This is a genomic window from Microbacterium sp. P2_F9 (assembly GCF_056403635.1).
This window is the reverse complement of sequence record NZ_JBFUFC010000105.1, coordinates 1-12,600: the sequence shown is the minus strand read 5'-3', so window position 1 is coordinate 12,600 and position 12,600 is coordinate 1. Positions and strand designations below refer to the sequence as shown.

7 protein-coding genes, 3 rRNA genes and 1 pseudogene are annotated in these 12,600 nt (G+C 63.1%); all 11 read left to right on the top strand.

Annotated features, from left to right (window positions below; all coding sequences use genetic code 11):
• The coding region (locus AC1DVT_RS12080; RefSeq protein WP_477389199.1) for a helix-turn-helix transcriptional regulator at positions 1–882 on the top strand (882 nt) is incomplete at its 5' end.
• 129 nt (positions 883–1,011) lie between these two features.
• The gene (locus tag AC1DVT_RS12075; protein WP_477389197.1) at positions 1,012–1,140 is read left to right on the top strand and encodes a hypothetical protein; all 129 of its coding nucleotides are present in this window, start codon (positions 1,012–1,014) and stop codon (positions 1,138–1,140) included.
• Positions 1,141–1,568: 428 nt separating this feature from the next.
• Positions 1,569–3,089, top strand: a 16S ribosomal RNA gene (locus AC1DVT_RS12070).
• A gap of 451 nt (positions 3,090–3,540) precedes the next feature.
• Positions 3,541–6,645: ribosomal RNA gene (locus AC1DVT_RS12065) — 23S ribosomal RNA — on the top strand.
• Between the two features lie 130 nt (positions 6,646–6,775).
• Positions 6,776–6,892 (top strand): 5S ribosomal RNA (gene rrf, locus AC1DVT_RS12060).
• Together the 16S, 23S and 5S rRNA genes form the textbook arrangement of a ribosomal RNA operon.
• Before the next feature lie 1,282 nt (positions 6,893–8,174).
• Positions 8,175–8,984 carry a hypothetical protein gene (locus tag AC1DVT_RS12055; protein ID WP_477389195.1) on the top strand — a complete coding sequence of 270 codons (810 nt, stop codon included), beginning with the start codon at positions 8,175–8,177 and terminating at the stop codon, positions 8,982–8,984.
• Positions 8,984–10,021, top strand: a complete 1,038-nt coding sequence (locus AC1DVT_RS12050; RefSeq protein WP_477389193.1) for an HAD-IIA family hydrolase — start codon at positions 8,984–8,986, stop codon at positions 10,019–10,021. Before AC1DVT_RS12055 ends, AC1DVT_RS12050 begins: the two co-directional genes overlap by 1 nt.
• A gap of 53 nt (positions 10,022–10,074) precedes the next feature.
• Positions 10,075–10,236, top strand: coding sequence for a hypothetical protein (locus tag AC1DVT_RS12045; protein WP_457101521.1), 162 nt, complete (start codon positions 10,075–10,077; stop codon positions 10,234–10,236).
• Positions 10,233–11,021 carry a TlyA family RNA methyltransferase gene (locus AC1DVT_RS12040; protein WP_477389191.1) on the top strand — a complete coding sequence of 263 codons (789 nt, stop codon included), beginning with the start codon at positions 10,233–10,235 and terminating at the stop codon, positions 11,019–11,021. The genes AC1DVT_RS12045 and AC1DVT_RS12040 overlap by 4 nt, the downstream gene beginning before the upstream one ends.
• A 153-nt stretch (positions 11,022–11,174) precedes the next feature.
• The gene (locus AC1DVT_RS12035; protein ID WP_457101519.1) at positions 11,175–12,134 is read left to right on the top strand and encodes an NAD kinase; all 960 of its coding nucleotides are present in this window, start codon (positions 11,175–11,177) and stop codon (positions 12,132–12,134) included.
• A pseudogene (locus tag AC1DVT_RS12030) lies at positions 12,131–12,600 on the top strand (DNA repair protein RecN); the annotation flags it as partial. The gene AC1DVT_RS12035 and the pseudogene AC1DVT_RS12030, both read left to right, overlap by 4 nt.

Sequence of the window (12,600 nt, the reverse complement as noted above, 5' to 3'; positions counted from 1 at the left end):
GTGCTGTGGTCGGGCGACCGCCCGCTCGCGGAGCGACTGCTGCGCGGCTGGCGAGGGTCCCTCCGGCAGCAGGGGCAGATGGATGTGCAGGCCGCGCTCGGTCTCGCCGTGGTGAGCGGCGAACTCGCGCTCGCCCGCGGCGAGACCCGAGAGGCCTGGGAAGAGGTGCGGGTGCTGATCGACCCGCAGCRCCGCTCGTTCCCTGCGTACGACATTCCGCTGATCGCTCTCGCCGCGCGAGTGGTCGGTGCGGCACGCGTCACGGGGATGACGCTGTCCGGCGCGGACGGCGAGCCTCGCTCGACCGATGAGCTCGAACGGGAGGTGCGGTCCGCGCTCGCCGTCGCGAGCGGCTGGCCGACGGCACCCACGTATGCGGCGATCGTCGACGCCGAACTGGCGGGACCTCGCGGCACTGGCACGGATCCCGCGCTGTGGCAGCGCGCCGTCGACGCCGCTCGCGAGGGGATCGCCCCTGCGCAGCTCGCGCCATATGCCGTATTCCGCCTCGCCGAAGCGCTCGCCAACGCGGGCGATCGCACCGGTGCGCGGAGTGCAGCACAGACGGCACGCGAATGGGCTGAGGCGATCGGCATGGGCCTCATCGTCGACGGCGTGACCGAACTCGAACGTCGCGTCGGCGCCGTGGGCGGCGAGCACCGCGATGGCGGGACGGATGCCGCGTCCCTCGAGTCGCTTCTCACCGAGCGCGAGCGCCAGGTGCTCGACCTCGTCGCGCGAGGGCTGAGCGATGGCCAGATCGCGGAGCAGCTCTTCATCAGCACCAAGACCGCGAGCGTGCACGTGTCGAACATCCTCCGCAAGACGGGTGCGACGACCCGCACCGAAGCCGCCTATCTGTCGGCGCACGGAACGCACTGACCGCTCGCATCGCTCTCCTCAGACACGTCAGTGCGGTTCGTCTGAAAGATAGGGCGGATGCCTCATGCCTACGGGCCACCTCAGAGACGAGCGTCGGGTTTGTCGAAAACCCGCCATTGGAGGCCAGTCATGGCAATCATCCTGCTCATCACCATCGCCGTCCTCGTGCTCGTCGCTGTCGTTGCGACGCTGCTGCAGGTCGCACGCGACGGCTATCGCGCGGTCCCGACGCGGACCGAGCTGCTCCCGCGCCCCTAGCGGCGACCGGCTGCCCGTGACACGCCCGGCGCGCACGCTCCGATTTGACCCAGTGGAGCGCAGAGCATAAGCTGTACAAGTTGCCCCGCGACGGACAGAGTCGGTCTGCAGGACACAAATTCTCTTCGTGAGACGCCATCGTCGGCCGCTTCGATTTCAATCGAAAAGCGCCGATTTGACAAGCGGAACACGAAGAATAAGATAGAGAAGTTGCCCTGAAGAGGAAGCCGAGAGGCTGAATCGCAGGAGCATCCGATCCTTGAGAACTCAACAGCGTGCACTTGTCAAATTGCCAAAAAACCTCGCGGTCAGCTTCGGCTGGCCGGTGAGATTCTTTTGAGATTAAACGAGATGTCAGCAATGRCATCCGATCGTCAGATCAAACTCGCTCGGTAAGACCTATTCCGGTCTTGTCGCAGCACATTTCTTTCACGGAGAGTTTGATCCTGGCTCAGGATGAACGCTGGCGGCGTGCTTAACACATGCAAGTCGAACGGTGAAGGAGAGCTTGCTCTTTGGATCAGTGGCGAACGGGTGAGTAACACGTGAGCAATCTGCCCCTGACTCTGGGATAAGCGTTGGAAACGACGTCTAATACCGGATACGAGCTGCGACCGCATGGTCAGCAGTTGGAAAGAATTTCGGTCAGGGATGAGCTCGCGGCCTATCAGCTTGTTGGTGAGGTAATGGCTCACCAAGGCGTCGACGGGTAGCCGGCCTGAGAGGGTGACCGGCCACACTGGGACTGAGACACGGCCCAGACTCCTACGGGAGGCAGCAGTGGGGAATATTGCACAATGGGCGCAAGCCTGATGCAGCAACGCCGCGTGAGGGACGACGGCCTTCGGGTTGTAAACCTCTTTTAGCAAGGAAGAAGCGAAAGTGACGGTACTTGCAGAAAAAGCGCCGGCTAACTACGTGCCAGCAGCCGCGGTAATACGTAGGGCGCAAGCGTTATCCGGAATTATTGGGCGTAAAGAGCTCGTAGGCGGTTTGTCGCGTCTGCTGTGAAATCCCGAGGCTCAACCTCGGGTCTGCAGTGGGTACGGGCAGACTAGAGTGCGGTAGGGGAGATTGGAATTCCTGGTGTAGCGGTGGAATGCGCAGATATCAGGAGGAACACCGATGGCGAAGGCAGATCTCTGGGCCGTAACTGACGCTGAGGAGCGAAAGGGTGGGGAGCAAACAGGCTTAGATACCCTGGTAGTCCACCCCGTAAACGTTGGGAACTAGTTGTGGGGTCCATTCCACGGATTCCGTGACGCAGCTAACGCATTAAGTTCCCCGCCTGGGGAGTACGGCCGCAAGGCTAAAACTCAAAGGAATTGACGGGGACCCGCACAAGCGGCGGAGCATGCGGATTAATTCGATGCAACGCGAAGAACCTTACCAAGGCTTGACATATAGAGGAAACGTGCAGAAATGTACGCCCCGCAAGGTCTCTATACAGGTGGTGCATGGTTGTCGTCAGCTCGTGTCGTGAGATGTTGGGTTAAGTCCCGCAACGAGCGCAACCCTCGTTCTATGTTGCCAGCACGTAATGGTGGGAACTCATGGGATACTGCCGGGGTCAACTCGGAGGAAGGTGGGGATGACGTCAAATCATCATGCCCCTTATGTCTTGGGCTTCACGCATGCTACAATGGCCGGTACAAAGGGCTGCAATACCGTAAGGTGGAGCGAATCCCAAAAAGCCGGTCCCAGTTCGGATTGAGGTCTGCAACTCGACCTCATGAAGTTGGAGTCGCTAGTAATCGCAGATCAGCAACGCTGCGGTGAATACGTTCCCGGGTCTTGTACACACCGCCCGTCAAGTCATGAAAGTCGGTAACACCTGAAGCCGGTGGCCCAACCCTTTTGGGAGGGAGCCGTCGAAGGTGGGATCGGTAATTAGGACTAAGTCGTAACAAGGTAGCCGTACCGGAAGGTGCGGCTGGATCACCTCCTTTCTAAGGAGCATCTGGCATCCTCTTGAGGGTGTCCAGGCGCCAGATTCGAGACACACGTTCTCGACTGGTAGCTCATGGGTGGAACAATTGACAAGGTGCCGGAGAGATCTTCCTGAACTTAGTACGCTGCTTGCAGCTGGAAACGTTGGGGTGGGGAGAGCCGGCACATGCACGCTGTTGGGTCCTGAGGGACCGGGTGCCGCGAAAKCGGCAGCTGAACCTCTGGACCTTCTTCTGTTTGCCGGAACACGGTGAGCGGGGGTGGGTACCGCCCGTACTTTGAGAACTACACAGTGGACGCGAGCATCTTTGAGATGACTTTCGTGGAATGAGAAACCGGCTTGCCGGTGGCTCTGACGCGTGGTCATTTCACATAGATGATCTTTTTAGATCATTAGTCAATTTCATACCGGGTCTTCGGATCCGGGCCGAAGAGACGAACTCATGTGATTTTCAAATCTTTAAGAGCAAACGGTGGATGCCTTGGCATCTGGAGCCGAAGAAGGACGTAGCAATCTGCGATAAGCCTCGGGGAGTGGATAAGCACACTTTGATCCGAGGATTTCCGAATGGGGAAACCCCGCTGGGCGGCGTGCCGACCCAGTGACTCCCGCCTGAATATATAGGGCGGGTAGAGGGAACGTGGGGAAGTGAAACATCTCAGTACCCACAGGAAGAGAAAGCAACCGCGATTCCGTTAGTAGTGGCGAGCGAAACCGGAACAGGCTAAACCGAGTACGTGTGATATCCGGCAGGAGTTGCGTATTCGGGGTTGTGGGACTTTTCAGGCTGCTCTGCCGAGCAGCCGGCGTTACAAGAAGGTATAGACGAACGGCTTTGAATGGCCGGTCATAGAGGGTGCGAACCCCGTAGTCGAAATGCCTCTCTTGGCGCGAAGAGTATCCCAAGTAGCACGGGGCCCGAGAAATCCCGTGTGAATCTGTCAGGACCACCTGATAAGCCTAAATACTCCCAGATGACCGATAGCGGACAAGTACCGTGAGGGAAAGGTGAAAAGTACCCCGGGAGGGGAGTGAAATAGTACCTGAAACCGTTTGCTTACAAACCGTTGGAGCCTCCTTAGTAGGGGTGACAGCGTGCCTTTTGAAGAATGAGCCTGCGAGTTAGCGATATGTGGCGAGGTTAACCCGAGTGGGGTAGCCGTAGCGAAAGCGAGTCTGAATAGGGCGATTCAGTCGCATGTCCTAGACCCGAAGCGAAGTGATCTATCCATGGCCAGGTTGAAGCGACGGTAAGACGTCGTGGAGGACCGAACCCACTTAGGTTGAAAACTGAGGGGATGAGCTGTGGATAGGGGTGAAAGGCCAATCAAACTTCGTGATAGCTGGTTCTCTCCGAAATGCATTTAGGTGCAGCGTTGCGTGTTTCTTGCCGGAGGTAGAGCTACTGGATGGCCGATGGGGCCCAAAAGCTTACTGACGTCAGCCAAACTCCGAATGCCGGTAAGTGAGAGCGCAGCAGTGAGACTGTGGGGGATAAGCTTCATAGTCGAGAGGGAAACAACCCAGACCACCATCTAAGGTCCCAAAGCGCGTGCTAAGTGGGAAAGGATGTGGAGTTGCTTAGACAACCAGGAGGTTGGCTTAGAAGCAGCCACCCTTGAAAGAGTGCGTAATAGCTCACTGGTCAAGTGATTCCGCGCCGACAATGTAACGGGGCTCAAGCACGCCACCGAAGTTGTGGCATTGATATTATTGGTAGGCCTTCGTGGTCCAGCCGTATTGATGGGTAGGAGAGCGTCGTGTGGCCAGCGAAGCGGCGGTGTGAACCAGCCGTGGAGGCTACACGAGTGAGAATGCAGGCATGAGTAGCGAAAGACGTGTGAGAAACACGTCCTCCGAAAGACCAAGGGTTCCAGGGTCAAGCTAATCTTCCCTGGGTAAGTCGGGACCTAAGGCGAGGCCGACAGGCGTAGTCGATGGACAACGGGTTGATATTCCCGTACCGGCGAAGAACCGCCCAAACCAATCCAGTAATGCTAAGTGTCTGAATCCCTTTGACGGATCCCTTCGGGGTGAAGYGTTGGGCCTAGCACACGACCCTATGCTGAGGCGGTTAGCGTATTAACAGGTGTGACGCAGGAAGGTAGCCCAAGCCAGGCGATGGTAGTCCTGGTGCAAGTGCGTAGGCCGAGCTGTAGGCAAATCCGCAGCTCACATAGGCTGAGACACGATGCGGATAAAAAGTGGGTGATCCTATGCTGCCAAGAAAAGCATCGACGCGAGGTTCCAGCCGCCCGTACCCCAAACCGACTCAGGTGGTCAGGTAGAGAATACCAAGGAGATCGAGAGAATCGTGGTTAAGGAACTCGGCAAAATGCCCCCGTAACTTCGGGAGAAGGGGGGCCTTCGGCGTATAGGGATTTACTCCCGAAAGCGTTTGGAGGCCGCAGAGACTAGTGGGTAGCGACTGTTTACTAAAAACACAGGTCCGTGCCAAGTCGCAAGACGATGTATACGGACTGACGCCTGCCCGGTGCTGGAAGGTTAAGAGGACCGGTTAGCCGCAAGGCGAAGCTGAGAATTTAAGCCCCAGTAAACGGCGGTGGTAACTATAACCATCCTAAGGTAGCGAAATTCCTTGTCGGGTAAGTTCCGACCTGCACGAATGGCGTAACGACTTCCCAACTGTCTCAACCGCGAACTCGGCGAAATTGCATTACGAGTAAAGATGCTCGTTACGCGCAGCAGGACGGAAAGACCCCGTGACCTTTACTATAGTTTGGTATTGGTGTTCGGTGTGGCTTGTGTAGGATAGGTGGGAGACTGTGAAGCTTGGACGCTAGTTCAGGTGGAGTCATTGTTGAAATACCACTCTGGTCACTCTGGATATCTAACTTAGAACCGTAATCCGGTTCAGGGACAGTGCCTGATGGGTAGTTTAACTGGGGCGGTTGCCTCCCAAAAAGTAACGGAGGCGCCCAAAGGTTCCCTCAACCTGGTTGGCAATCAGGTGTCGAGTGTAAGTGCACAAGGGAGCTTGACTGTGAGACTGACAGGTCGAGCAGGGACGAAAGTCGGGACTAGTGATCCGGCAGTGGCTTGTGGAAGCGCTGTCGCTCAACGGATAAAAGGTACCTCGGGGATAACAGGCTGATCTTGCCCAAGAGTCCATATCGACGGCATGGTTTGGCACCTCGATGTCGGCTCGTCGCATCCTGGGGCTGGAGTAGGTCCCAAGGGTTGGGCTGTTCGCCCATTAAAGCGGTACGCGAGCTGGGTTTAGAACGTCGTGAGACAGTTCGGTCCCTATCCGCTGCGCGCGCAGGAAATTTGAGAGGATCTGACCCTAGTACGAGAGGACCGGGTTGGACGAACCTCTGGTGTGTCAGTTGTTCCGCCAGGAGCACCRCTGATTAGCTACGTTCGGGATGGATAACCGCTGAAAGCATCTAAGCGGGAARCCKGCCTCAAGATGAGATTTCCATGCCTTCGGGCGAGAGGCTCCCAGCCAGACTACTGGGTTGATAGGCCGGATGTGGAAGCGTGGCAACACGTGAAGCTGACCGGTACTAATAAGCCGATGATTTGATAACACACCGTTCTAGGTGCTTGCGTCCACTGAGTGGTTCTCGATGTACGGTCGAGAACCGCATGAGCTGCAACAGCAGCCGTCACACACGATGTGACAACTCATGCTTTGAACGATTGAAACATCAATAGTGTTTCGGCGGCCATAGCGAGAGGGAAACGCCCGGTCCCATACCGAACCCGGAAGCTAAGCCTCTCAGCGCCGATGGTACTGCAGGGGGGACCCTGTGGGAGAGTAGGACACCGCCGGACTTCTTTCGAGAAATGGCCACCCAACGCTGGGTGGCCATTTCACGTTAACGCGCACGAACTGCGGGAGGATCGAGACATGACGGACGACGATCGTAAGAAGGACCGTCCCACGACTCGGTCGACGGGTGGCGGCTCTGCCGGCTCGCAGCCGCGTGGGGACAAGAAGCAGTACCCGCCGCGTGATGGGGAGCGTAAGTCGTACCCGCCGCGTGATGGGGAGCGTAAGTCGTACCCGCCGCGTGATGGGGAGCGTAAGTCGTACCCGCCGCGTGACGGGGATCGTAAGTCGTACCCGCCGCGTGATGGGGAGCGTAAGTCGTACCCGCCGCGTGATGGGGATCGTAAGTCGTACCCGCCGCGTGACGGGGATCGTAAGTCGTACCCGCCGCGTGACGGGGAGCGTAAGTMGTACCCGCCGCGTGACGGGGATCGTAAGTCGTACCCGCCGCGCGACGGAGCACGTCCGCCGTACCAGCAGCGTTCCGGTGAATCGAAGCCGTACCAGAAGCGCGGGGACCGCCCCTATCCTCCTCGTGATGGGGAGCGGAAGTCGTACCCGCCCCGCGATGGGGAGCGGAAGTCGTATCCTCCTCGTGATGGGGAGCGGAAGTCGTATCCTCGTCGTGATGGAGCACGTCCGCCGTACCAGCAGCGTTCCGGTGAATCGAAGCCGTACCAGAAGCGCGACGGCGACCGCCCCTATCCTCCTCGCGATGGGGAGCGGAAGTCGTACCCGCCCCGCGATGGGGAGCGGAAGTCGTACCCTCCCCGCGATGGGGAGCGGAAGTCGTACCCTCCCCGCGACGGCGAGCGGAAGTCGTACCCGCCCCGCGACGGAGCACGACCGCCGTACCAGCAGCGCGATGGGGAGCGGAAGTCGTACCCGCCCCGCGATGGCGAGCGTAAGTCCTACCCGCCCCGCGATGGGGAGCGTAAGTCCTACCCGCCCCGCGATGGGGAGCGGAAGTCGTACCCTCCCCGTGATGGGGAGCGGAAGTCGTACCCTCCCCGTGACGGAAGCAGGCCTTACGAGCAGCGTGACGGCGACCGCAGGCCGCCATACGGCGCCTCCGACCAGCACCGCGGCGGACGTCCGACCCGCGGGGGCGTCGATCGTCCCGTCGAGCTGAACCGCCCGGAAGAGAACCGTCCCGTTCGCGCCCACCACGACGATCCGTTCATTCCGGACGAGATCACGCCGAACGACCTCCCCCAGAGCGCGCGCAACGAGCTGAAGACGCTCAGCAAAGAGAACGCCGAGTGGGTCGCGCGTCACCTCGCTATGGCGGCGAACCTCATCGATGAAGACCCCGAACTGGCACACCAGCACGCCGTGTCCGCCTCCCGCCGCGCCGGCCGCATTGCGATCGTTCGCGAGTCCCTCGCGATCACCGCGTACGCAACGGGTGACTTCGCGCTGGCGCTGCGGGAACTTCGCACTTACCGTCGGATCTCCGGCAACGACGATCAGATCGCGCTGATGGTCGACAGCGAGCGCGGTGTGGGTCGTCCCGACGCAGCCCTGGAGCTCGGTCGCGGCGTCGATCGCGCAAAGCTCGCTCCGGGCGTCCGGGTGGAGCTCGCCATCGCAATGTCKGGTGCGCGGCTCGATCTCGGCGAGACCGAACGGGCGCTGCTCGAGCTCGACATCCCCGAGCTCGATCCCGACCGTGCCTTCGAGTGGAGTCCTGCCCTGTTCGCAGCGCGGGCGACGGTGCTCGAGGAACTCGGACGAATCGACGAGGCGAACGAATGGAACCGCCGCGCCGCGGTGGCTGCTGAGGTTCTCCACGACGCCTCCGGCGACGGCGACCTCGAGGTCATCGAGATCGAGGAGGTCGAGGAGATCGAGACCTTCGACGACGCCGAGGACGTCGAGACCTTCGACGACGCCGAAGAAGTCGACGACTCAGACGCCACCGAAGACGATGAGCTCGACGAGGCCGACGATGTCGTCCTCGTGGAGGGGATCGTTGTCGCCGATGGCACGCAATCGATCACCACGTCGGAGATCAGTGTCGAAGACGAGGTGCAGGAGCTCCTCGTCGAGGCCGGGGTCGACGAGCCCGACGACGAGGAGAGCAAAGCCTGATGGCGTTGTTCTCGCGCCGGCCGACGGAATCCACCCCGCTCGACGGCGTCGATGTCGTGCTGGCCGATCTCGACGGCGTCGTCTATGCCGGGGCCGGCGCGCTGCCGCACGCGGTCGCCAGCCTCAATCGCGCCCGCGAGGGGCGTCGACTCGGCTACATCACCAACAACGCATCGCGCACCGACGTCTCGGTGGCGGCGCATCTGACCGAACTCGGGCTGCAGACGCGTCCCGACGAGGTCGTCACCAGCCCGCAGGCGGCGATGCGACTGCTCGCCGAGCGGGTTCCGACCGGCACGACGGTTCTTGTCGTTGGTGGCGATGGCCTCGTCACCGAGGTGGAGAAGGCTGGGTTCGTCGTCACGCGGAGCGCCGACGATGCGCCCGGCGCCGTCGTGCAGGGCTTCGCGCCTGAAGTCGGCTGGACGGAGCTGGCCGAAGCGGCCTACGCACTGAAGGTGCCCGAGGAGGAGGGCGGGATCCCCTGGATCGCGACCAACACCGACTGGACCATCCCGCAGTCCCGCGGCATCGCGCCGGGAAACGGCACGCTCGTGTCCGCCGTGCACACCGCCGTCGGCCGCCTCGCGACGGTGGCCGGAAAGCCCGAATCGCCGATCTTCGTCGAAGCGGTCGCACGGTTCGGGGCGCGGCATCCGCTCTTCCTCGGCGACCGCCTCGACACCGACATTCTCGGCGCGAATCGCGCCGGAGTGCCGTCGGTGCTCGTGCTCACCGGAATCGACCGGCCCAAGCACGTGCTCGCCGCGCCCGCGGATTCGCAGCCGACCTTCATCCTCGGTGACCTGCGCGAGCTGCATGAGCCGTACCCCGAGGCGACCGTGCGCGACGGCGTCGTGTCGGTCCGCGGCGCGAGCGTGCGCATCGACGGCCCCGATGTGCGGATCCTGTCCGAAGGCGACCGTCCGGTGGATCTGCTGCGCGCCGGGGCGAAGGCGATCTGGGACACCGGCCGCGCGATCTATGGCTTCCGTGTGCCTGAGCGCCTCTACGCAGACCCGTTCCACCGGCCCTGAGCCACGCGGCGCGGAACACTCCGAGCCCTCGCGGCACCGCCTATTCTGAAGCCATGGACCACTCCGAGGCCCGCCCGACACCCGACGCAGACCTCCTCTCCGCGCTCGAGGTGATCGAGGCGCAGCCGCTGCCTACGCGTGCGGCGGCGTATGAGGCGCTGCACGACTCGCTCGCACGCACCCTCGACTCCGGCCCCACGGCATCCCAGCCATGACCGCGCGCCTCGACGCCGCGCTCGCGGCACGAGGGCTCGCGCGGTCCCGCACCCATGCCGCCACGCTGATCGCCGATGGGCTGGTGAGCGTGAACGGCCGCCCCGTGGTCAAGGCTTCCACTCCGGTTGCGGATGACGCCGCGCTAGAAGTGGCGGGCGCGGATCACTACGTCAGTCGCGCGGCGCACAAGCTCATCGCCGGCCTCGACGCCTTCTCGGTCGACATCGCCGAGCGCGTGGCGCTCGACATGGGCGCGTCGACCGGGGGATTCACTCAGGTGCTGCGCGAGCGCGGCGCGTCGCCGGTGATCGCCGTGGATGTCGGGCACGGCCAGCTCGCGGCATCCGTCTCCGAAGACTCCGGCGTGATCTCGGTCGAGGGTTTCAACGTGCGCTATATGACCCCCGAGAGTCTCCGCGAGGCGAGCGGAGTGACCGACGCACCCTCGGTGATCACCGGAGATCTCTCGTTCATCTCGCTCGCCCTCGTGCTGCCGGCCGCCCACGCCGTGGCGGCGCCCGGCGCCGACTTCGTGCTGCTGGTGAAGCCGCAGTTCGAGGTGGGCCGCACAGCCGTCAAGGGCGGGCTGGTGACGGATGCCGCGCTCCGTGCCGACGCCGTCGCAGGCGTGCTGTGGTCGGCGTGGGACGAGGGGCTCGGGGTACGCGGCGTCATCCGCTCGCCCGTGGCGGGGACGCACGGCAACGTCGAGTTCGTCGTCCATCTCGCGGAAGGCGGCGCCAACCCGACCGAGTGGCTCGCCGAGGTCGATCGGCTCGCGTAGCCACCCCACGACCGCGACCTGTGCAGGGCGTCTCACCGGTCCTCCGCCGTCGCCGGCCCGGGCACCTTGTGCACACGCGGCCCCGCGGTTCGCCCTGAAGCCCTGGAGACAGACAGAATGGTGAAGCACCGTGAACCGACCGGCGGGAGAGTGATGAGTGACGCAGAGCGCAGCATCCTGATCGTCGCGCATACCAATCGCGAAGAGACCGTGCGTGCCGCGCACCGCGTGATCGCCGCACTGCGGGCATCCGGGGCCCGCCCTGTGCTGGCGCCGGAGGACTGCGCCGAGCTGTCGGACATCGACGATGTCGCCGTGCTCGGGGTCGACGTGCCGATTGAAGACGTCGAACTTGCGATCGTGCTCGGCGGAGACGGCACGATCCTGCGCGCCGCCGAGCTCGTGCGCGACGGAACCGCACCCGTGCTGGGCATCAACATGGGCCATGTCGGATTCCTCGCCGAGAGCGAGCGGGACGACATGGACGACGCGGTCCGCCGGGTGATCGCCCGGGACTACCGCGTGGAAGAGCGTCTCGCGCTCGATGTGCGGGTGAAGGATGCCGCCGATTCCGTCGTCTTCGAGACCTGGGCGCTGAACGAGGCGACCGTCGAGAAGGCCAGCCGGGAGCGCATGCTGGAGGTCGTCATCGAGATCGATGGCCGGCCGCTGTCCACGTTCGGCTGCGACGGTGTCGTCGTGTCGACGCCGACCGGGTCGACCGCGTACAACTTCTCCGCGGGCGGTCCGGTGATCTGGCCCACGGTCGAGGCCATCTCCGTCGTCCCACTGTCGGCGCACGCGCTGTTCGCCAAGCCGCTCGTGGTCGGACCTGAGCATGCTGTCGCCATCGAGCTGCTGCAGCGCACCGACGGCGCCGGCATCCTGTGGTGCGACGGACGGCGCTCACACGACCTGCCGCCCGGCGCCCGCGTCGTCGTCCGCCGCTCGACACACCCCGTCCGCCTCGCCCGGCTGCATCCCGCGGCGTTCACCGATCGCCTGGTGCGCAAGTTCCAGCTGCCGGTCGACGGATGGCGGGGGCCTGCCGCCCTGACCGCGCCGATCCCGAAGCCATCGGTGGCGCCTGTCCCCGCACCGGGCACGTCGTGATCGAGGAGATGCGCCTTCGCGATCTCGGTGTCATCGCGGAGGCGACCCTGCCGATGGGGCCGGGCTTCACCGCGATCACGGGCGAGACCGGCGCAGGCAAGACCATGGTCGTCACCGGACTCGGGCTGCTGCTCGGTCAGCGCGCCGACTTCAGCGCCGTGCGGGCCGGCGCGGCGCARGCATCGGTCGACGGCGTCTGGATCGTGCCGGAGGTCGGGGCCGTCAGCGCGCGGGTGCGTGAGGCCGGGGGAGACGTCGAGCCGCTCGGCGACGGGCGTGCCGAACTGCTCGTCGGTCGCACGATCTCGAGCGAAGGCCGCAGCCGCGCCACGGTGGGCGGTCGCTCCGCCCCCGCCGGCGTCCTGGCCGATCTCGCCGATGAGCTCGTCGTCGTGCACGGACAGTCCGATCAGCTCCGGCTGCGCTCGGCCGCCGCCCAGCGCGGCGCGCTCGATCGGTTCGGCGG

Coding starts and splice junctions, on each gene's coding strand:
- AC1DVT_RS12075 (WP_477389197.1), top strand. CDS start 1,012: ATGGCAATCATCCTGCTCATCACCATCGCCGTCCTCGTGCTCGTCGCT.
- AC1DVT_RS12050 (WP_477389193.1), top strand. CDS start 8,984: ATGGCGTTGTTCTCGCGCCGGCCGACGGAATCCACCCCGCTCGACGGC.
- AC1DVT_RS12045 (WP_457101521.1), top strand. CDS start 10,075: ATGGACCACTCCGAGGCCCGCCCGACACCCGACGCAGACCTCCTCTCC.
- AC1DVT_RS12040 (WP_477389191.1), top strand. CDS start 10,233: ATGACCGCGCGCCTCGACGCCGCGCTCGCGGCACGAGGGCTCGCGCGG.
- AC1DVT_RS12035 (WP_457101519.1), top strand. CDS start 11,175: ATGAGTGACGCAGAGCGCAGCATCCTGATCGTCGCGCATACCAATCGC.